The 20444-nt window shown below is 61.5% G+C and carries 19 protein-coding genes, 3 pseudogenes and 1 other annotated feature; of the genes and pseudogenes, 15 read left to right on the top strand and 7 right to left on the bottom strand.

Annotated features, from left to right (window positions below):
* Positions 1-97: 97 nt before the first annotated feature.
* Together QNM97_RS26565 and QNM97_RS01515 are read left to right on the top strand one after the other, a co-directional pair.
* Positions 98-220: pseudogene (locus QNM97_RS26565) on the top strand (IS110 family transposase); the annotation flags it as partial.
* 93 nt (positions 221-313) lie between these two features.
* Positions 314-637 (top strand): Imm51 family immunity protein, encoded by a 324-nt coding sequence (locus tag QNM97_RS01515; RefSeq protein WP_283821289.1) that lies wholly within the window; start codon positions 314-316, stop codon positions 635-637.
* A 1093-nt stretch (positions 638-1730) separates the two neighbouring features.
* On the opposite strand, the gene QNM97_RS01520 is transcribed toward QNM97_RS01515, so the two are convergent.
* Entirely contained in the window at positions 1731-1943 is a 213-nt protein-coding gene (locus QNM97_RS01520; RefSeq protein ID WP_283821290.1) for a hypothetical protein, read from the bottom strand.
* Between the two features lie 91 nt (positions 1944-2034).
* Between QNM97_RS01520 and QNM97_RS01525 the strand changes: the two genes are divergently transcribed.
* The 3 genes from QNM97_RS01525 (at position 2035) to QNM97_RS01530 (ending at position 3945) form a co-directional block, all read left to right on the top strand.
* Positions 2035-3179 (top strand): IS3 family transposase gene (locus tag QNM97_RS01525; RefSeq protein WP_283821291.1). Its coding sequence is split into 2 segments (ribosomal slippage): positions 2035-2302 and positions 2302-3179, totalling 1146 coding nucleotides; the frame shifts between segments, so codons are not numbered across the junction.
* An 84-nt stretch (positions 3180-3263) separates the two neighbouring features.
* Positions 3264-3677: a transposase gene (locus QNM97_RS26570; protein ID WP_502874974.1), complete on the top strand. Its 414-nt coding sequence runs from the start codon at positions 3264-3266 to the stop codon at positions 3675-3677.
* Entirely contained in the window at positions 3601-3945 is a 345-nt protein-coding gene (locus QNM97_RS01530; RefSeq protein WP_283821292.1) for an integrase core domain-containing protein, read from the top strand. The genes QNM97_RS26570 and QNM97_RS01530 overlap by 77 nt, the downstream gene beginning before the upstream one ends.
* Positions 3946-4008: 63 nt before the next feature.
* Here QNM97_RS01530 and QNM97_RS01535 read toward each other — a convergent pair whose 3' ends face one another.
* Positions 4009-4662, bottom strand: coding sequence for an integrase core domain-containing protein (locus QNM97_RS01535; RefSeq protein WP_283821293.1), 654 nt, complete (start codon positions 4660-4662; stop codon positions 4009-4011).
* A gap of 545 nt (positions 4663-5207) precedes the next feature.
* Between QNM97_RS01535 and QNM97_RS01540 the strand changes: the two genes are divergently transcribed.
* The 6 genes from QNM97_RS01540 to QNM97_RS01565 all read left to right on the top strand — a co-directional run bounded on the left by QNM97_RS01540 (position 5208) and on the right by QNM97_RS01565 (position 13967).
* On the top strand, positions 5208-6566 hold the full coding sequence (locus QNM97_RS01540; protein WP_349632356.1) for an aldehyde dehydrogenase family protein: 1359 nt from the start codon (positions 5208-5210) through the stop codon (positions 6564-6566).
* Between the two features lie 207 nt (positions 6567-6773).
* Complete coding sequence (locus QNM97_RS01545; RefSeq protein ID WP_283821295.1) at positions 6774-8378, top strand: sigma-54-dependent Fis family transcriptional regulator; 1605 nt, start codon at positions 6774-6776, stop codon at positions 8376-8378.
* Positions 8379-8439: 61 nt separating this feature from the next.
* The gene (locus tag QNM97_RS01550) at positions 8440-8799 is read left to right on the top strand and encodes an EthD family reductase (protein WP_283821296.1); all 360 of its coding nucleotides are present in this window, start codon (positions 8440-8442) and stop codon (positions 8797-8799) included.
* Positions 8800-9161: 362 nt separating this feature from the next.
* The gene (locus QNM97_RS01555) at positions 9162-10205 is read left to right on the top strand and encodes a hypothetical protein (protein ID WP_283821297.1); all 1044 of its coding nucleotides are present in this window, start codon (positions 9162-9164) and stop codon (positions 10203-10205) included.
* A 321-nt stretch (positions 10206-10526) separates the two neighbouring features.
* Positions 10527-12215 (top strand): FAD-dependent oxidoreductase, encoded by a 1689-nt coding sequence (locus QNM97_RS01560; RefSeq protein WP_283821298.1) that lies wholly within the window; start codon positions 10527-10529, stop codon positions 12213-12215.
* 153 nt (positions 12216-12368) lie between these two features.
* Complete coding sequence (locus QNM97_RS01565; RefSeq protein ID WP_283821299.1) at positions 12369-13967, top strand: fatty acyl-CoA synthetase; 1599 nt, start codon at positions 12369-12371, stop codon at positions 13965-13967.
* A 242-nt stretch (positions 13968-14209) separates the two neighbouring features.
* Here the strand turns inward: QNM97_RS01565 and QNM97_RS01570 are convergent.
* Positions 14210-14413 (bottom strand): annotated as a pseudogene (locus QNM97_RS01570) (transposase); the annotation flags it as partial.
* 154 nt (positions 14414-14567) lie between these two features.
* On the opposite strand from QNM97_RS01570, the pseudogene QNM97_RS01575 reads away from it, so the two are divergent.
* The 4 genes and pseudogenes from QNM97_RS01575 to QNM97_RS01585 all read left to right on the top strand — a co-directional run bounded on the left by QNM97_RS01575 (position 14568) and on the right by QNM97_RS01585 (position 17366).
* Positions 14568-15347 (top strand): annotated as a pseudogene (locus QNM97_RS01575) (integrase core domain-containing protein).
* Positions 14849-14978, top strand: a sequence feature (AL1L pseudoknot). It overlaps the preceding pseudogene by 130 nt.
* A gap of 306 nt (positions 15348-15653) precedes the next feature.
* Complete coding sequence (locus tag QNM97_RS26575; protein WP_502874975.1) at positions 15654-16304, top strand: class I SAM-dependent methyltransferase; 651 nt, start codon at positions 15654-15656, stop codon at positions 16302-16304.
* A gap of 67 nt (positions 16305-16371) precedes the next feature.
* Positions 16372-16875: a DinB family protein gene (locus QNM97_RS01580; protein ID WP_283821300.1), complete on the top strand. Its 504-nt coding sequence runs from the start codon at positions 16372-16374 to the stop codon at positions 16873-16875.
* A gap of 194 nt (positions 16876-17069) precedes the next feature.
* A complete protein-coding gene (locus QNM97_RS01585; protein ID WP_283821301.1) occupies positions 17070-17366 on the top strand; it encodes an integrase core domain-containing protein in 297 nt (98 codons plus the stop codon).
* Here QNM97_RS01585 and QNM97_RS01590 read toward each other — a convergent pair.
* From QNM97_RS01590 to QNM97_RS01605, 4 genes are all read right to left on the bottom strand, one after another.
* Entirely contained in the window at positions 17317-18054 is a 738-nt protein-coding gene (locus QNM97_RS01590; RefSeq protein ID WP_283821302.1) for a hypothetical protein, read from the bottom strand. The two genes, QNM97_RS01585 and QNM97_RS01590, sit on opposite strands and share 50 nt — an antisense overlap.
* 186 nt (positions 18055-18240) lie before the next feature.
* A complete protein-coding gene (locus tag QNM97_RS01595; protein ID WP_283821303.1) occupies positions 18241-18729 on the bottom strand; it encodes a DUF1877 family protein in 489 nt (162 codons plus the stop codon).
* Positions 18730-18951: 222 nt separating this feature from the next.
* Positions 18952-19419: a response regulator transcription factor gene (locus tag QNM97_RS01600; RefSeq protein ID WP_349632344.1), complete on the bottom strand. Its 468-nt coding sequence runs from the start codon at positions 19417-19419 to the stop codon at positions 18952-18954.
* A gap of 476 nt (positions 19420-19895) precedes the next feature.
* On the bottom strand, positions 19896-20330 hold the full coding sequence (locus QNM97_RS01605) for a helix-turn-helix domain-containing protein (RefSeq protein ID WP_283821305.1): 435 nt from the start codon (positions 20328-20330) through the stop codon (positions 19896-19898).
* Positions 20331-20444: the final 114 nt, after the last annotated feature.

Genomic DNA, 20444 nt, shown 5'->3' on the forward strand with positions numbered 1-20444 from the left:
CAGCCACACCACCCGCCCACAGCGATGCTTGATCACCCCTACATCTTGTGGCCACAAGAACCCGTTCTACGCACCGTCATTCCGGAAGAGCCCATCTGTTGCCCGCCGCCGCGCCGAGGGCCGCACCACCAAAGAGATCATGCGCTGGCTCAAGCGCTACATCACCCGACAGCTCTACCGAACCCTGACCGCGGCACATCCGGTGCCCGCAACGCCTTGACGCGATATAGAAGCATCCCGGATTGATGGAGCCGAGTTGCTTTGTTTCGGACCTCTCCGGCGTGCTGTCGTGCGGTGCTGTAACACTCGTGGCATGGCAGTGAACTTTCATGACATCGGCGGGCGGTTCTCCCTGACGTTTGAAACCGGGGTGAATGGCGAGGCAGATGAGGCGGTCTTCGCTTCTGGTCATGAGCCGAACGGCTACTTCTGGGAGGGATTCGCCCAGTTCGCCTGGCCAGAACTCTCAGGGCGAGTGAGTCTCGACAGCGAGGCGGGAGCCTTCGTCGCCTACGGCGACGACAAAGAGGCGCTGCGTTCATTCCAGGCGATATGGGAGGCGACCGTCGTCGACCCTCAGAAGATCTCTGAGATCATTGCACGTGCCGAGGCAGAGGGATTCGAGTTCGACGACTGAGGGCCTTGACCCCGGATGGTAGACACGGGAATCGAACAGCCGGGCGCGCCAACGGACTGACCGATTACTCAGATCGGGCTACGACCGATCCGTGCGGCCAGTGCCCCGGTCAGCCGCTTCGCGGGAGGCGCGGCCACCGGCACCAGCAAGCCAGGCGTAGAACGAGGAACGCGCGACGCGCGACCTCGACGAATCGCGCACAGCCACTTCACCGGGTCGGCATCGAGGTGGTCGGCGAACACCTGGGGGCCAGGCCCCTCTAGCGATATGTCTGCCCTTGTCGTGGGCTGCACCGGATTTGTCCGGCCCACCGTCGGTCGCCATCGACGCGTGCGCCATCCGCTGAGGCCCGGCGAGCTGTAGCCGGCGGCGGATGACAGAGCGGGAGACTCCGAGGTCCGCCGCCTACAACCAGACGTGGAAACAAGGCTGGGTCGCCAGCGTAGAGACCGACTCGGGACGCACAGAGAGACCGGTTCAGCTGTTGTTGGCGATGCTATATCTTGTCCGTGGAACGACTCGAGCCGGGTTCTCCGTCTTGAACTTGACCCTCGCCCACTGCAAGACACTATCCCGCCTACTGCGCCCCCAGCGTGCCGGGCAGAGATTCGCTTCGGTCGCCGCTACTGCTTAACAGAATGTGAGCAGGCCGCCCGAGTCGACAGCTATGGTTTGCGTATGCGACGGACCCCTCAAGAGCGGAAGCGTCTGAGTCTTGAACGGGATCACCGGAACTCATACGGTGCGAACGATAGGGCTTCGCGCAAGGCTATCCCGCTTGCGAAGGCCAGGGTGAACCGAGCGAACCGAAAGCAAGATTCCCAGGAACTATCCAGGCTGATTGGATCACCATCCGAAGACGCTGCTACGGACGCTGAATCGTCAGTTATCGGCCGACGACAAAAGTCATGGCGCAAGTACCCCGACGAACCATTAAGAACAAGACTGGCACGCCGTCGAAGATAGTTGTCCCACTTTGGCCCGACTGACCTCGCTGCCGTGGGTGATGGCGTGGATGTTCATGTTCGTGCCGGGGAACGGGGTTGTCCGACAGGACGAAGCGAGGCGCTTTCGGCATCGGAGTTGTGTCTCTTCACAGGTTTCCGTACTGCCGCTCGACCGTGAATCGGTAGAGCACGGCGCCCTCGGTCGCGAGTATCCCCTCAAGGGTGCTGTTGTCCAGTCCGAGGTGGTGGCTGCGGTCGCTGTGGTAGTCGAGTGGGCCGAAGGGGCGCCCATCGCGAATGCGGAAGTAGCGCACGAGCCTGCGAGCCGCCGTCTCACCGTCGATGATCTCGACGCTCACATCGAGGGAGTGGCGTGTCCCCCGTGAACCGGTCCGGGTGGTTTTAGAGTCCTGATTGCCCTGATGAGGGCACGAAGGGACGATAGGGATCATGGTAGGACGGAAGCGTCACTCGGCCGAGGACATCGTGCGCAAGTTGCGCCGGGCTGATGAGTTGGCGGCGGAGGGAAAGACCGGCGAGGAGATCGCCGCCGACCTCGAGGTGTCGGCCGCAACGTTGTACAACTGGCGCCGCCAGTACGGCGGCATGGACGCTGATGCCGCCAAAGAGCTCAAAGAGCTGCGTGAGCAGAACAGCAGGCTCAAGCGATTGCTCGCCGATGCGGAGTTGGAGAAGGACGCACTGCGGGAGATCGCGAAGGGAAAATTCTGAGCCCGACCGCCAAACGCGCCGCCATCGACATGCTCAAAGACGTGATGAACATGTCAGAACGTAAGGCGTGCAGGGTGGTTGGGCTCGCCCGCTCGGCCTATCGCGAGTTACCGCAGGCGCAGACCCCGGCTGATCCGGACGCCGGCCTGCGGGAGCAGCTACGGACTTACGCCCGCAAGAACCCACGCCACGGGTTCCGTCGGGCCTGGGCGTGGCTGCGGTTCGATGAGGGCGACACGGTGAACAAGAAGAAGGTGCACCGGCTGTGGAAGGAGGAAGGTCTGCAAGTGCGTCGGGCACCGCGACGTAAACGGGCTGGCCAATCGTCGGTGCCGATCGTGGTCGCGGATGCACCGAAGGTGGTGTGGGCATTGGACTTTCAGTTCGACTCCACCGTCGAGGGACACAAGATCAAGATCGCGTCGATGGTCGATGAGCACACCCGCATGTCGTTGCTGAACATCGTGGACCGCTCGATTCCCGCCGAACGCCTGATCGAGGAGTTGGAGAAGACGTTCGCGATCTGGGATGGCCCGCCGATGGTGCTGCGCATGGATAACGGGCCTGAGTTCATCTCCGAGGCCCTCCAAGCGTTCTGTGCTGGTTCGGTCGGGATTTCCTACATCCCGCCGGGCACGCCGTGGAACAATGGGTTCATCGAGTCGTTCAACAACCGGTTGCGCGACGAGTGTTTGAACCGCAACTACTGGCCCACCCAACTCGAGGCCCGCGTGGTCATCGAGGACTTCAAGGACGACCACAATCACCGACACCGGCATTCGGCACTGGGCTACAAGACCCCGGCCGAGTACGCTGCCGGATGCACCCACCAACATCACCCCGTGGGCTGCGAGATCGACTGATCGACTGCAAGTAGCAACTGGCTCTAGAACTGCCTGGACCGGCTATCGGGGACCTGCCACGGGGGCGCATACGGTATCCGGCGGGTGCGCGCGACTCTGTTGAACGATTTCGACATTGTAGTCAACCGCAAACTCGTCCGATCGTTGATGAGGGAACGCGGACTGGCCGGTCTGCCGAAGCCGAGACGGCGTAGACCGAACCTGGCAGGCCTCTGCACACCCTCTGACCTGGTCGAACGTGCGTTCACTGCGGACGCCCCCAACACGTTGTGGTGCACCGATATCACCGAACATCCCGCTCGCGACGGGAAAGCCCATTGCTGCGCAGTAATCGATTGCTTCTCTCGCAAGATCGTTGGCCGAGCGTTCTCCACCATCGCCGACACCACATTGATCAATAACGCGGTGAACATGGCTTTTCGTGAGCGATCACCCAGTGGCGCAACAGTTTTACATGCCGACCACGGAACGCAATTTCACGTCCTGGAGCTGGGGTGAGAACCTGCGGCGGTCCGGGTTGACGCCATCATTCGGGTCAGTTGGCGACTGCTTCGACAACGCCGCGATCGAGGCCTTCTGGGGACGCATGCAAGTCGAACTGCTCAACACGAAGAAATGGGCCACAACCTTCGAACTCGTAGTCGCGATGGCCAACTGGATCGACACGTTCTACAACACCGAGCGGCTTCACAGCTACGTCGGTAACATCAGTCCCGACCAATATGAGGCCCTGCGGGCCCCAACCGAACCCTTCGAACTCCAATAGCCCACGGTCAAAGCATGGGGTACACATCAAGGCAGTTCTAGAGCCAGTTCCTTGTTGTGATCGTCAGTCGATCTCGCAGCCCACGGGGTGATGTTGGTGGGTGCATGCGGCAGCGTACTCGGCCGGGGTTCGGTAACTCAGTGCTGAGTGCCGATGTCGGTGATTGTGGTCGTCTTTGAAGTCCTCGATGACCACGCGGGCCTCGAGTTGGGTGGGCCAGTAGTTGCGGTTCAAACACTCGTCGCGCAACCGGTTGTTGAACGACTCGATGAACCCATTGTTCCACGGCGTGCCCGGCGGGATGTAGGAAATCCCGACCGAACCAGCACAGAACGCTTGGAGGGCCTCGGAGATGAACTCAGGCCCGTTATCCATGCGCAGCACCATCGGCGGGCCATCCCAGATCGCGAACGTCTTCTCCAACTCCTCGATCAGGCGTTCGGCGGGAATCGAGCGGTCCACGATGTTCAGCAACGACATGCGGGTGTGCTCATCGACCATCGATGCGATCTTGATCGTCTTCCCATCGACGGTGGAATCGAACTGAAATTCCAGCGCCCACAATACTTTCGGTGCATCCGCTCCGGCCGGCGAGGTGGGGAACACGGCCTCGTCAATGATGGCGCCATTGGTGGCGTTGATCAGCGCAAACGAGTGGGTGGCGGCGTGGGTATCGACTCCGATGACACACGCATACTGCTCTGCGACGATGGGCATGGCGACGTTGATTCCTTCCCGTAGACGACGTCGTTGGACGGCGTCAGCCCGGAAAGAGCACTTCGAGGCAGGCCTGTCACGGGCCACGACTCGCGACAACGAGTCGGGCAGGCTTCTCATCAAGCCACCGAAGCAAGACCGGGTCGGCGCCGCCGCTCTCGGCCAAGTGGACAGATCCTGGGAAGAGCACCTTCACAGGGGCCAGGCCATTCACGAGTCACACTCAACCAGGACGGCGACACCGATCCTGCCAGCCAGCCGCGCAAATACTTACAAGCGATTCAAAATCCACTTACACCGGTCTCACGACATTCCCGCGCAGCACATCCGGGCGCAGGCGCGAGTGTTGGCGAACAAAAGTGTCGCACAACAGTACGGGTGTGGTGCGTGCACACGAAAGATGATGTGGAGGAGTAGAGGACAGCCGCCCCCCTGGGCAACGGATACGAGGAGAGAGCATGTCGAGAGCTACAGTGACGGCCGGGGACACGGACGTCTTTGTTGAGGGTGAGTGGATGAGGGCTACGTCGGGTACGTCGTTGACGGTGGTCAATCCCAGTAGCGGCGAGCAGATCACCTCGATCGATATCGCCGGTCAGCGCGAGGTCGACCTCGCGGTGCGGGCGGCGCGCCGCGCATTCGACAGTTCTGCGGGGTGGGCCGCGTGGCCGCCTTCGGAGAGGGCCGACGTGCTACGCCGATTCGCTGACGAAATCGAATCTCGTGCCGATCAGATCGCCACCACCGTAACGTCTCAGAACGGAATGCCGATCGGATTGGCGCGCACGTTGGAATCCGCTTTTCCCGCTTTACTGCTGCGGTATTACGCGGGCCTTGTGGAGCAAGAATCGGTCGACCGGCGGGATGGAATGCTCGGTGGTCAGCTTGTAGTCCGGCGGGTTCCTACCGGTGTCGTCGCAGCGATCGCGCCGTGGAACTACCCGCAGACACTCAGTGCGATGAAGTACGCTCCTGCACTCGCGGCGGGGTGCACGGTGGTTCTCAAAGCGCCGGTTGAGTCACCGTTGGACGCGCGACTGGTCGCCCACGCGGCTATTGCGGCTGGGCTTCCCGCCGGCGTTCTGAACATCGTTGCCGGTGGCGTGGATGCCGGGAAGGCATTGGTGGCGCATCCAGGTGTCGACAAGGTCGCCTTTACCGGGTCTACCAAAGCGGGGCGAGAGATCGCCCGGACCTGTGGTGAAGTGCTACGGCCTTTCACCTTGGAACTGGGCGGGAACTCGGCCGGGGTAATCCTCGACGACGCCGACCTGGCTGGATGCGCCGACGCGTTGTTCGGTGCCATCTTCATCAACAACGGCCAGACCTGTTTTCGAAGCTCCCGCATTCTCGCTCCGGAGAGCAAGTACGCGGAGGTTGTGGAATTGTTGGCTGAACTCGCACGCTCGGCCGTGATCGGTGACCCGCTCGACACCGGCACCGCCATCGGACCGCTGATCAATCGTCCAGCGTTGCAACGTGTTGCCCACATAGTCGAGAGGGCAAGTCAGAGCGGCCGAATCGTCACGGGAGGTCGAGTGCTCGACAGGCCCGGATACTTCCTCGAACCAACAGTGATCGCCGACATCGATCCCTCGTCGCCGGTATGGCAGGACGAAGTGTTCGGGCCGGTGGTCAGCGTGCATCCCTACTCTTCCGAAGACCACGCCATAGCACTGGCCAATGATTCCGTGTATGGACTCGGCGGAACAGTCTGGTCGGCCGACCACGATCATGCCGTCGCGATGGCCAGTCGAATCCATACAGGCACTGTGGGGATCAATGGTTATGTACCAGACCCCGCCGGACCGTTCGGCGGGATGAAGAACAGCGGCATCGGACGCGAGTTCGCGGCCGAGGGACTCGCGAACTTCCGTCAGTCACAGACGATCTACCTGGGCTGATCCGCACCGATACCTCAATCGGCAACCTCCGGTTACCCGAAAAGATGGTCGTGGGTACGGCTCACCGACGTCACTCGATCGCCGCTGTCCGGCTCGGATCCCGACGCCCGAGGTGTAACGAATCGCTACACCTCGGGGTCGTCTGTCGTGTGATACTGACCATAGCCGGGTGTGGAGCTGGGCACTGTATTGGGAGGTGGGGAGGGAGTGGCATCAGAGGATGGAACTCTTCTCGTTCAGTCGTGGCGGCGGTCGGAGATGTGCGGAGTAGACCCGCGCACGTGCTTGCAGGAGGATCGCACCATCGAGCCGGTCAATCCGCAGAACAGACTGCGTACTGCCGCCGCGCCGGTGCTCGATCGTGTTGCCGAGGCGCTGGACGACAACGAATTTGCAGTACTGCTGGCTGATCGTCAGGCGCGAATCGTGGATATCCGTGCTGCCGGTCGAGGAGTGCGGCGGCGTATCGATTGCAGTGGGGTGATCGAAGGTCGATCGATGGCTGAGGATGCCGCTGGAACCAATGCCATCGGCACCGTTCTCGAAGAGAAGCAAGGGATTGCCGTTCGTGGTGTGGATCATTTCGCTGAAGCCCTGCGAGGCTTCAGTTGTTACGGGTATCCCATTGTCAATCCGATCACTCGCCGCATTGCGGGAATTCTGGATATTTCATGTGCAGTTGGAGTGGAGAATCCGTTGCTAGCTCCATTCTTGATCACCGCTGCTCACGATATTGAGGATCGCCTGCTCGACAGTGCGACGTCCCCGCAGCGCGGGCTTCTTGGTGAGTTCGAGAAGGCGGTGTACAGGGCCCGGGGCTATCCTGTCATCGCCATGGGTGAGGATGTGTTCCTGGCGAACGTCGAGGCGACGAACCTTCTGACCCCGCTGGACCATGTGGCGCTTCGCGCCGCGAGTGAGCTGGCTGTCGACGGAGTGCAAGTGACGCAGGATCTTGTTCTCTCCCAGGGAGAGACGGTCGAGTTGACGATTGCTGGCGAGCGTGTCGGGGCAGTCATGATCCTGCGGACCAAGGACGGCACGGGGCAACGCGTTCGGAAACCGACAAGCACTCCACCGGCTTCTGCGTCGCCTGTGGTTCTCGTGACCGGCGAACCCGGCAGCGGCAAGAAGGCGACGGCGCGAGCACTACTTCGGGGTAGGTCCATCCATCTCCATTCGGGTCATCTGATTCGTGAGGCAACCGCGAGTCGGCAGATGCGAGAGATTGTTCGTACTCTCGAGGGTGACGACGCAGTCATCGTCACCGACGTTCACCTGTTGCCGGACGTGGCAGCGCGGCGCCTTGCCGAAGCTCTCGGATCGAGCACTCGTAGCGCGCCCACGGTGTTAACCAGCCCTTCGCCGGATTCTCTTTGTGGAGAACGCGCCAGGATTCTCAGGCTCGTCGATGACGTCCGTGTGCTGAAGCCTCTACGCGCCCGCCGTCATGAGATCCCGCGCCTGGTTGCCGAGATTCTATCGGGTGATGGTGCGAGCGGGCTCGCGGTCAGCGCCGAGGCGATGCAGATCCTTGTCGACCAGCCGTGGCCGAACAACATCAGTGATCTCGCCGCGACGCTACGTGCTGCGGCCAACTCGAGAACATCAGGCGTCATCGCAGTCGAGGATCTGCCCAGGAGGATGTCTTCGTCATTGCCGCGCGCCCTGTCACCTATCGAGCAGGCGCAGCGTGACACCATCGCCGAAGCCTTACGGGAGACCGGTGGCAACAGGAGTGCGGCGGCCGAGGCGGTGGGTATCAGCCGTACGACGCTGTACCGAGCGATTCGCCGATATCGGCTCACATAGCGCGACCTATACGTGCCCGCGGGATTGTGTGAACTATTGAAACACTGATCACACTCAGTTGGTGGAACCATGGGCATGGATCACCTACGAGAATCAGGAGTATTCCATGTATCGGGTTAATGTGCTCTATGGGCCACCGGACGATCGCGAACAGTTCATCTCCTATTACGAGAATACTCACCTCCCGCTGGCGAAGGCGATTCCGGGGTCACGCAATCATGCCTTCGCGTTTAATGTTTCGTCGTTAGGTGAGGAGTCACCGTTCTTTGCAGTATTCTCGGCCGATTTTGAGTCGTTCGATAAATTCGAAGAGGGCATGGCGTCAGCCGAAGGGAAGATGGCAGCCGCTGACATTGCCAACTTCGCTTCCGGAGGGGCCACAATTATCCATTATCAGGTCATGTCCGTTGGGTTGGAGTAGCAGCACCCGCGTTGATATTTAGAGTTCGATGCGCCGGGTTCGCGGCGATGAATATCATCGCTGTCGTGGAGCCCTAGGCTGAGTCTTGGTCACCATTTTATGTGTGCTGTGTTCGTCATTCTTGGTTACGTGATGGAGGAGTGTTAGAGATGATTCGTCGATCCACCCGCTCAGGGTTGTCGGACCGGGCTTTCGGTGGCCGATGTTGGCAACGGACTCTGAGGAGTCTACTTTTTGCGGCCATCTGCCTTATGGTTTCGAGCTTCGTTATGGCTCCTTCTGTCCCGGCTTCGCCCACTCGCCCCGATGGCAATTGGGAACCAACCAGTTATGACACCAATCCCGGGGACTATCCGGTTCGGGTGGCCACGCCCGCCGACTCGGCGTTGACTCGTAACAAGTTCGGTGATGTCGGGATCTCATGGTGGTGGCTTAAGGATCCCGCGAATCCGCAGCGGATGATTGTTGTCCTCGAAGGTGAGCCATTCTGGGGTGATCGCAGTACCGGCCGCGGCGGTGTCTTCGGCGGGAAACAGGGTGGATTATTTGGTTGGGGAATTCTTCAACTGTCTTACGAGCTGCAACCGCAGTTCCCCTTCACCAACGGCATCGTCACGTTCAAGAAGGGGCTACCTGCCGGCCTATGGCCCGATGTGGCGACCATGGATGACCAACCTGGCATGCGTTCGAACACTTACAATATCGACTACAACTCCAGGGCCAACTCGTGGCGAGTGAAGGGCCAAACGCCTCTCGCGGCAGCAGACTTCACAGCCACCGATCCGGTGGCGGGTCCTCATGGCCTCATCAAGGTTGGCGGCGATCCCGGTACGGATTCGCTTATGGACGAGATTGTCCTGAACAGCCGCGCCGCCGGGTCGGTCACGATCGCCGGCCGCCGCATAGATGTGACCGGGTGGCGTGCGGGGTACTGGCGCATGCGCATGTTCGGTAGCCTCGCCGATAGTCTGCTGAATCCGACGCGATCGTGGGGTGGGTGGGAGTATGCCCCGGTGATGGAACCGGATGGCGGTGCGAGCGAGTTCTACGGCATCATGAACAACAGTGGCCGATACTCCGGTCCACTCATCGACGCGCGCCCTTCCGGAACTCGGATATGTTCCAAGACCACACTCGATTTCGGTCCGTACCGACCGGGTCGGCCACTTCTCGGCGAGCTCACCCCACCATTTGCGGTGCATACCATCCCTGAGTGGATCAAGGTCAGATGTGCTCCGGGCCAACCATTCTCCATGGAGAAGACATTCTATCCGGATTCGACAGATTATGGGTCGGCTGGAATTCTGGACGGGACAGAGATGCCGGTTCACACCGTTCCCGGATCGTTTGGGACCTACGAGCACTTCCGTTGGGGGTATTACAAGCTCAAGGCCGTGGGCAGCTGAGGTTAGTTCATTGACACGGCGGTCAACGTACCTCGCGAACTGGGTTGCAACTTCACTTCGCGTGGTCACACGTGCCAGAAGACAGAACTTTTGACAGGACCAAAAATGGGAGTGAAATCGTTGAAGGATGAGCAGCCACCAGTCCTCGGTACGAAGGCGGTGGGGAACCGGGGAACCATGGCCACGCGGAGGCAAGTGCTTACCGGGATCGGCGCAGCGGCCGCACTGGCTCCGGTGTCTGCGTTGCTTGGACCCGGGCGGTCGGCCGCCGACCCTGCCCGCGGCCGCAGGGTGGCCGTCTTTGGCGGTGGTCCGGGCGGGATGGCCGCCGCACACGAGTTGAGCACACGGGGATTCAAGGTCACAGTATACGAAAGGCACTCCCGCCTCGGAGGAATGGTGCGCGCCTACACCAATCCGCTCGGCACCTCTGCCAATCCCTTTGAGATGAGTGCTCAGCACTTCGTGCTGCCCTCCTACGCGATCGTGCCGGAGACGCTTCGCTCCATTCCCAATGGCCGTGGGGGGACTGTCTTCGACAGCCTCGCGCTTATCCCACGCAATCCGAATGTGGGAGCCGGCAATCAGGGCCAGAGAGCTCCCGTCACTGTCGGCACCACCCAGTTCATCGCGCCACTACCGCTGACGCCGGAAGCTGTTCGGTCGGCTCCCATCGAACGCTATCCTCAATACATCAGTGATGCGCTCGGCCAACTGGGCAAGTACACCCCCGCCGACACCGCGCTCCTTGCCAGCAAGTTCGCCGCGTGGGTGACATCAGGCCCACGCCGCAGCGTCGGGCAATTGGACAAGATGACACTCCGGCAGTTCTTCCGCACAGATCGAATGTCGGCGAACGCTGCGTGGCTGCCGTGGACGATCGAGCACGTCCTGGGCAGCGACGCCAAGGACGTCGGTGGATCTGCCGAGGCGCTCAAGGAGTTCTTCGTCGATCCACTGTTTCGCACCCTGGAGTCCCGGGACCGGTACTACTGGGGCCTCAACATCGATGCGGAATCCGCACTACCGCTCGGCATCTGTTTCGACGGACCGGAGACCGAGGTGTGGTTCGACCCCTGGGCGCGTCACATGCGGACTCTGGGGGCCGAATTCAAGGTGAATCACACCCTCACCCAGCTGAGAACCGACGGCGGTCAGATCACCTCAGCCATCGTTCGTGACGAGCGAGGCCGGGCTGTGGAAGTGACGGCTGACTACTATGTCCTCGCCGTGCCGGGTGACCGTATGCGAACTCTGTTCACCCCCGACATCACCAGGGCGGACCCGGGCCTTCGTGATGCCTGGAATGTACTGCCGGCCTACGAAACCGGATTCCAGCTGTGGTTCCGGGAACTCGATATCACACTTGGTCTCGTCGCGCCGGAGAACGGTTGGTACACCTTCCTTGGGGGCGTGAATACGATCTGGCAACGGGACCTGAGGAAATTTGGTTCTGGGCAGGTCGGCGGTGCGCTGGACATCGAGATCTTCTCCAGCTCACTCTTCCAGGTACCGGGGCGTCTTTTCGGTAAGCCAATGCTACAGCTGACGAAAGAACAGACCATCGCCGAACTGAGGGACCATCTGATCCGTCATGCAGGCATGGCAGAGGCCTTCCGGCCCGGTAACTTCCTGGGATGGACGCCGCACACCACTCTGCAGTGGACCAACACCGGATGGGATGTCACCGACGTACGGGCCGGTGACGCACCAGGCAACGCAGGCCGACGACCACGACCTTCGCCCACGGGGGCGCTACGAAACCTGTTCTTGGCGGGCGGGTCCGTCCGGAACTCGACATTCGTCGACTCCCAGGAAAGTGCGATGGAGACCGCCAGGCGTTCCGTGAATGCCATACTTGAGCGTTCCGGTGTGAACGAACCCAAGTGCTGGCTACCCGACTACTCGCCTCCCAAAGCCCTGGCCGGAGTGCGCGCAGACGATGATCGACGCTATGCGGCAGGGCTGCCCAATATCTTCGATGTCATCGCGCCTGCGCCACGACTGTAGTGCCGCTCTGCCAGAGGATGGCGGCAGGCCATGAAGGGGTCGGTTCGATGTCGGTTCCCCTTCCCGGCCTTCGCCGTCAATTTCGTGTCATGAACGAAACACATGTGGTCTGATCTGGTGAGACACACGTTCGCCGCGACAACGGAGGCAGTGATGGGACCGGAATTCAGCGAATCGACCGAGGCGGCGATCCGGACGGCGCGCGAACACTCGATCGGCGCGTTGCTGCATCGCAGCGCCCAGCGCAGCCCCGACAAGATCGCGATCATCGACGGGGACACGGAACTGACGTTCGCCGAGTTCGATGCCGCGGTGAACCGGTGCGCCAACACCCTGACCGCGCGGGGTCTGCTACGCGGAGATCGATTGGCGCTGATCAGCCACAACTGCTGGCAGTTCGGCGTTCTCAACTTCGCGACCGCCCGCCTCGGGGTGATCCTGGTACCCATCAACTTCGGGCTCGGCGCCGAGGAGATCGCGTTCATCCTGACCCACAGCGGGGCACGCGGCGTCGTCGTCGAGGACGCTCTCGGACCGACGGTCACCTCGGCGATCGACCTCGCCGCCGCCGCGGTCGACATCCGCGGATGGATCGCGCTGTCCGGTGCCGCGCCGGCACACGGCTGGGAGGACGCGACGGCGTGGATGACCACCGGCGACGCGACGGCTCCCGGCATCGTCGTCGGCGACGACGAGCCGGTGCGGATGATGTACACCTCCGGCACCGAGTCCCGCCCCAAGGGGGTGCTGCTGTCCAGCAAATCGCTGATCACGCAGTATGTTTCGTGCATCATCGACGGTGGCATGTCGGGTGAGGACGTCGAGATCCACTCGCTGCCGATGTATCACTGCGCGCAACTCGACTGCTTCTTCTCCACCGACATCTACCTCGGGGCGACCAGTATCATCCTGCCCGCGCCCGATCCGGCGACGATCCTGGCGACCATCGAGTCCGCGCGTGTCACCAAACTGTTCTGCCCGCCGACGGTCTGGATCTCGCTGCTGCGTCATCCCGACTTCGACACGCGCGACCTGTCGTCGCTACGCAAGGGGTATTACGGCGCCTCGCCGATGCCGGTGGAGATCCTGCGCGAGTTGTCACGCCGGTTGCCCGAGGTGTTGTTGTGGAATTTCTACGGCCAGACCGAGATGTCGCCGCTGGCAACCATTCTGCAGCCGCATGAGCAGATCGACCGGGCCGGGTCGGCCGGGCGGGCATCGGTGAACGTCGAGACCAAGGTCGTCGATGATGACGACGATCCGGTGCCGGTGGGGCAGGTCGGCGAGATCGTACACCGCAGTCCCCATGCGGCACTGGGCTATTACCACGACGAGGAGAAGACCGCTGCGGCATTCCGCAACGGCTGGTTCCACTCCGGCGACCTCGGCGTCATCGACGCCGACGGCTACCTCTCGGTGGTCGACCGCAAGAAGGACATGATCAAGACCGGTGGGGAGAACGTCGCCTCACGGGAGGTCGAGGAGGCCATCTACCTGCTCGACGGCGTGGCCGAGGTCGCGGTCTTCGGTGTGCCACATCCGAAGTGGATCGAGGCGGTCACCGCCGTCGTCGTCCCCAAGGACGGCGCGACCCTCACCGAGGAGGCCGTCGCGGCCCACCTCGAGCCGATCCTCGCCGGATACAAGCGGCCGAAGTACATCGTGTTCGCCGACGCCCTGCCGAAGAACCCGAGCGGCAAGATCCTCAAGAAGGATCTGCGCGTCGAGCACAACGCGATCGCGTCGGCGTAGCACTTCCGGGGACCTGCCACGACCTCATCGCCGATTGGACAACTCTCATGTCTCACGCCCAGGCGCCGGCGACTATGCGGCTGTGAGGAAGCCGCCCTGTAGCCACGCAGTCGGCGACCGTGAGCTCCAGATCAGCGGGGCTGTCTTGTACCACCGCGGTTGTTGTCCGCGCAGCCTCGCGCGCGAGCTTGTCAAGTTGTCTGTGTGAAAGTGACTCCTGATTTCTTCTGTCCGCTTCCGGGCTAGTTGAGGCGGGGTTCGATGCGGTCGGGGTAGGCGAGGGCGAGTTGGCCGAGGGCCTGTTTCCAGTTGGTGACGACCTGGCCCTCGACGTCACAGATCGCCAGCCGCAGCAGTTTGCGGACCGCGACGTCGGTGGGGAAGTGGCCTCGGTTTTCGATCACCTTGCGGAGTTGGTAGTTCAGCGACTCGATCGAGTTCGTGGTCTAGTGGTGCGCGTTGTAACTGTTTGAACGGTTGGTTTGCTGCGATAATGAGGTATGGCGAATCGTCCTGCTGCGGTGAACCGCCCGGGCGTGTCCGGAGATTGAATCGTCCTGGGTCTGGTGGAGACCGTGATCTCACCAGGAGAATACGGATATGGGAGCACCACGGAAGTTTGATCAGGAGACCCGGGAGCGGGCGGTGAGGATGTATCGGGATCGGCTTGCCGAGCCCGGCGAGTCCAAGTCAGGAGCGCGTCGTCATGTCGGGGAGTTGCTCGACATCAATCCGGTGACGCTACGCAACTGGATCGAGAAGGACACTCCGATCGTCTCCGGATCGGGGACGACGGTGGCCGCCCATGACGCGGAATTGCGTGAACTTCGGCGGGAGAACGCCGAATTACGCAGAGCCAATGAGATTGTGAAGACAGCGTCGGCGTTTTTCGCCGCGGCGGAGATCGACCGCCGACTTCGTTGATCGTCGAGTATATCGACGCTGGCCGCGCCCAGTTCGGGGTCGGTCCGATCTGCCGGGTACTCACCGAGTACGGAATGCAGATCGCCGGAGTCCACCTACTACGCCCACAAACAGCGGGGCACGATCTCGGCAGCGACACTGTCCGAGGCGTATGGTCAGTACACGTCGTTGGCGTTCACCGCCGCCTTGACCGAGGCTAACATCACCGGTTCCATCGGATCGGTGGGTGATGCTCTCGACAATGCGCTCATGGAATCGGCGATCGGCCTCTACAAGACCGAGTTGATCGACACCGGCCGCACCTGGAACGATCGGGGCCACGTCGAACGAGAGACCGCCGCCTACGTCCACTGGTTCAACACCGAGCGATTGCACTCGTCTCTGGACTACTGCCCACCCATCGAGTACGAGACGCGCTACCGTGACACCGTCGCCTCCGAGGCGGAGGTGGCCTAAACCGGCCTAAACCAGGTCTCCATCCGATCCAGGACGGTTCAGAGTGGCCAACCCGCCGGTCGGTTCACACACAACCGAGGGTGCATGAAACCCGGGACGCTTCACCTAACCGACACGCCCGAACGAAGGATCAGCCTGTACATTACGCCAAAGGACTTGCCTAGGCGTTGACCCACCGCGTACGACGTCTCGTCGTTGTTTGCCACAACGTCGATCTTGCCGGAACCGCAAAAGAGGGTGCAAGATTTCTGGCGATCGGCGCACACTGACGTTCCCACGACCACGAGTAAGGGGATCGCCGCAGACATGGATACCTCCGTCGACAGTTCAGTCCGTTCCGATGCAGAAGCGTTCTGGGAGAATCATTACCGATCTCGATCAGCGAAGGCTCCGACCGTGAACCCGGTTCTGAGTGAACTCGCACATGCCATGACACCCGGCCGGGCTCTCGATCTCGGGTGCGGCAACGGAGGCGACGCCCTCTGGCTTGCCGGCCCGGGGTGGTTGGTGACAGCGACCGACATAGCCCGCACCGCTGTCGAGAACCTCACTGTGCGTGCCGACGAACAGGGACTCGCTGCACGGTCGCAAGCAGTGCAGCTCGACCTGTCCAGGTCATTTCCCGCCGGTGAGTTCGACCTGGTCAAGGCCCACTATCTCCATACGCCATTTGCGTTCCCGCGAACACGCATCCTGCAACGCGCAGCTCAAGTGCTGGCACCAAACGGACTGCTCCAGATCTTCGACCATGGCAGTGCAGCACCGTGGTCGTGGAGCAGCGACACCGAGGGCCCAGTTCCCGAGCCCGCACGAGGTCGTCGACGAGTTGGCACTCGACACCGTTCTGTGGGTCATCGATCGCGCCGAGGCATCCAGCCGTCTTACACCGGACCCGGCGGGCCGCGCGCCGAGGTCACCGATCACATCGTTCTGATCAGACGCTTACCCCATCGCTGACCGTATCGATTCAACAGCCAAGTCCCATCGCACATCTACATCTCACACAAGAAGGACTCCGATCGACATGACCTCACCACACCCAAACCGAACGCGCAGGAAGGACACCCCACCACCGAGCACCGGAGCGTCCGAAAAAGAAGTCCTCACTGGCTTTCTGAACTATCTGCGCCAGAGCGCAGCCGGCAAACTCCGAGGCCTCGACGAGGAGGCCGCGCGCACGACCCACGTTCCCTCGGGGACCACACTTGCCGGGCTGATCCAGCACCTCGCCTACGTCGAACGCGCTATGTTTCTCGGTGAGACCGTCACGAGCTGGCCACAGACTTTTCGCGTGCCACCCGAGGCGAAGATCGACGACATCGTCGATAGCTATCGCGCGGTGGTCGGTCAGGCGAACGACGTCATCGACACCTACGACGACTTGTCCCTCCCGGCGCCACGCCTGGAGGGCCGCACGAGCGGACCGTCGATGCGGTGGGCGTTGACACACATGATCGAAGAGACCGGACGTCACGTCGGCCATCTAGACATACTGCGCGAGCTCACCGACGGGACGGTCGGCCGATGACCTCGCTCCTTTCCTACCTCCGCCGCCGTACCCAACGCAGCTCATCGAATCGGCGCGTGACCGTCTTCATCCACCCCTGCTGACGCCCCATCCAAACACCCTCTCTCCCTAGGCTAAGGGTGTTGCGTCCACCGGTTGAACCCGGTCAGTATCGAGCGATTCGTTACACCGAGCGTCTCGCCGAAGCTGAAGCGGTGACTTCTGTTGGTTCCAAGGGTGATTCGTACGACAATGCGATGGCTGAGGCGTTCAACTCGTTATTCAAGGCCGAGTGCATCCGCAACCCGATCATGCGCCCGAAGAGCGGGTGGGGCGGTGTTGGCGAGGTCGAGATCGCGGTCGCGGAGTACATCGAATGGTTCAACCACCGACGGTTGCACGGCGAGATCGGGCATGTTCCACCCGTCGAGTACGAGGCCACCTACTGGTCGGCCCACACGGTCACCAGCTACCGTGAGAACCCGGTCCCAGCAGAAGCTGGAACCAACTAACCGAGCCTCCAGCAAACCCGGGGCGATTCAACCTGTCGTCGGGTGTTTGCAGGTCGAGCTTGGTCCATTCCATGTCAGACAGGGCCGCTGGGCCTCCGAGGACCCATGCCCACAGGTGTCCGGGGAGTCGGTCGGGGTCAGTGACGGTAGCGAAGTGGCGTTCAGCAGAGCCGTCGCGGTACTCCAGGTCGAAGCGGCCGTCGTCTCTGACGCGTGTTTGTGCATAGACCTCGCTGTCCCGTTCGATGATCAGGAACGGGTGGGGGTCAACGAGGCGGCCGATCAGCGTGTCGAGCATTCGGGGGCCGAGCATAGGGAAACGTCCCACAGTGCCGTGGTGAACAGAGATCGGGACGGCGTGCTCTGTGTCGATATAGAGGTTTTCCTGGGGGTCGTAGACATCGAAACCCCAGACGGCTGCTAACGGGATTACCACCTCGCGGCTACGCTCCGCATCCGGCCACGCGGCAGGAACATAAGTTCCCACCCTTAGGGGCTCGGGTGGCTCGTGCTCGATCCCACGTTGGCGTTGCCTGTCGATGATCTGCGCGATCACAGCAACAAGTGGCGAGTCTGCAGAATGGCGGCCAGCCGCCGCACCCGTTTGGCAGTCTTCCCGCATGACCCGCTCTGCGGAGTCGTTATCCGTGGCGAGGTGCCACGGTAGAACGTACAGGTCATAGCTCACGAAATCTCACCTTCGTCGACTGACCCCCTCGTGGTGCTCTCCAGCTGTGCCTCCCCGGTCTGCTCCGAAATCGCTGGTGCCTCCGGCGTCCCCTGTCCCCTGCAGATTGGCGGTGGGAGTACAACGACGTGGGGTCGGTAATTCCCGACCGGGTTAACGTGATAGCCGCCAATCCCAACCACCGTCTTATGCGATCTCATAGAGAAGGTAGTAGTCCTCGCCCGTAGCTGAAATTTTCGCAAAGAACTCCTTCAGGAAAACAAACCACGATTCGATATAGCCGAAATCGCTTTCATCAAAATGGCGGCCAAATGGGTAGAGGTCGGCGCGGGCAAGTTCCGGGGCGGTGGCGTTACCCCGGAGATCGGCGAAGGACAATCCGTCGAACATCTGCGCACAGGCCATCACCATCGCAGGATCGAGCACATCCACACCTCCATTGGCTAGCTCGATCGTGTCACCGGTGCCGGCGAACGGGTTCGGTGTGAGTCCTGAACGCTGCCAGAGAAACGCCATCCCATCCCACGTCTGGTCGAGCCCTTCACCTCTCGGAACCCCACTCTCATCGGCCTCTTCGAGGGCTTCCAGGTGGTCGTATGTATCTTCCGGAGCAAAGGTTCTCAGCGTTGCCAACTCGGCCGGCGAAAGACGGGTAAAGCCAGCAGTCACACTCATAATCGGCACTCTATCCACGCATCAACGACACAGGCCACCCTCGGTCATTCAGGCAGCAGTCGCGAAACCCGCGAGACTGATGGCGTCCCAGCTCGAGAAGGCCTGTGACGGAATGATCAAGACCTGTGGATCTGGAGGGCGCGTTACCGACCGACGACCGCTGAACCTCATCGTCGTACGACGTAGAAGAACGCCAATCCTGCTGGTTCTCAGCAACGACGTTTACAGTTCCATCAGTGATAGATGGTGGTCTTGCAGTGCGCGCACGACTAGTGCCGCTTTGGTACGCGCGGCCCTGCCTGCCGAGGCGTATTTGGTCCGAATCCGCGAAATGTGGGTATTGACGGTCCCTAGGGAAATGCCAAGTTCGGCAGCGGCCGCGGTCTTTGAGTCGAGTAGCAACCAGGCACGAAGCACCTGAACTTCCCTCTGCGTCAAGCCGGGGTCCGCGTAGTCGGTCTTGCTCACGTCAAGCCGGTCGTCGTGTGGTGGATCCGCGTGGTCGGCGCTGAGCGACCGTATGTTCTGCGACATCCGCGCTAGGGCTGACGGCTGCCGAGCAAGATCAACCGGCCACACCCCCGGTATCGGTTGCCGACACGACAACCGCAATAGCGCCTCTTTGTTCCTCTGCGCCGAATCAACACCAGACCTGCAGGTTGACTCGCCGGTGAACGGTGCAGATGTCATACCCCACCCTCGCTAGATAGTAAACTATAGATCAGATTTATCATACTAACTAGATGTGTGCCAGGCTGTCCATGGCCGTGGGCCTCTCCAGTGGTGTCCCGGTCCGGGTCCCCGGTGTGGCGGGGGTATCGTCGCAGACCGGTATGCGAGTGTGGCTGCGCGTCACCAGCATCGGAAGAATCGCGAACTGGTAATGGCGACAAGGGCATCAGACCACCGGCATCGTTGCGGACGCGCTCTTGAGCGATGGATCGGCTGGCCGGTGGAACTTCTCCGGTACTCCGGGCTGGACTGCCGAACGCGATGGATCATCCTTGAGGACGGTCAAGTCAAGTACCGCTTCCGCCCTTTTCGGGGGGAACTCCGTTGAGCGGCCGTCGGGCCGAGCGGCCTGTTCGACTCACAGTCGAGGAGCACAGCGTACGAGTTGTTGTGCATCCTGCGCCTGAACCCAGAGAGAGTGCTCTATAGCGTTCTCACGATGAGTCCGCGTCGGTGGCCTTTGTGGTCGTGGCGGGGAGATTCCGTCGGGCGCGGAAGATCGTGATCATGTCGTTGATGACGTCGATGTCTTCCTGAGGCAACCCCGCCAGCCGGAAGGCAGTGTGCTCGATGCCTGCATCGTGCAGGACATCGCCGGCACTGACGGTGGGTTTGTTCGGGGCGAAGAACGAAATATCGACGTCGAAGGCGGCTGCGATTCCCTGAACGACATGGAAGGAGGGCGACTTCACTCGGCCTGTGCGCAGGTGCGAGAGGTAGCCCTCCGTGATCTTCACGCCGGCCAGTTTGTGTGCCTTCTTGACGATCGTGGACTGTGTCAGTCGCTTGCCGTCAGGCTGACGGACGGTTCTGAACAAGAAATCGAGCTTGTCGGCAAAGGTCTCATCGAACTGGTCGGTGTGGGCCATCTCGAGGACCTCCCCTCTCGCGGACATGCGGGTTGTCGATGATGTTTGCTGACGATGCTATAGCTTCAGACAGATGTGGCGGAAACCCGACGCCGGTCACGCGGTGCTGCTTCC

The organism is Gordonia sp. L191, from assembly GCF_030077625.1.
GTDB lineage: Bacteria > Actinomycetota > Actinomycetes > Mycobacteriales > Mycobacteriaceae > Gordonia > Gordonia polyisoprenivorans_A.

Coding starts and splice junctions, on each gene's coding strand:
- QNM97_RS26575 (WP_502874975.1), top strand. CDS start 15,654: ATGGATACCTCCGTCGACAGTTCAGTCCGTTCCGATGCAGAAGCGTTC.
- QNM97_RS01515 (WP_283821289.1), top strand. CDS start 314: ATGGCAGTGAACTTTCATGACATCGGCGGGCGGTTCTCCCTGACGTTT.
- QNM97_RS01595 (WP_283821303.1), bottom strand. CDS start 18,729: ATGAGTGTGACTGCTGGCTTTACCCGTCTTTCGCCGGCCGAGTTGGCA.
- QNM97_RS01600 (WP_349632344.1), bottom strand. CDS start 19,419: ATGACATCTGCACCGTTCACCGGCGAGTCAACCTGCAGGTCTGGTGTT.
- QNM97_RS01580 (WP_283821300.1), top strand. CDS start 16,372: ATGACCTCACCACACCCAAACCGAACGCGCAGGAAGGACACCCCACCA.
- QNM97_RS01560 (WP_283821298.1), top strand. CDS start 10,527: ATGGCCGCCGCACACGAGTTGAGCACACGGGGATTCAAGGTCACAGTA.
- QNM97_RS01565 (WP_283821299.1), top strand. CDS start 12,369: ATGGGACCGGAATTCAGCGAATCGACCGAGGCGGCGATCCGGACGGCG.
- QNM97_RS01535 (WP_283821293.1), bottom strand. CDS start 4,662: ATGCCCATCGTCGCAGAGCAGTATGCGTGTGTCATCGGAGTCGATACC.
- QNM97_RS01605 (WP_283821305.1), bottom strand. CDS start 20,330: ATGGCCCACACCGACCAGTTCGATGAGACCTTTGCCGACAAGCTCGAT.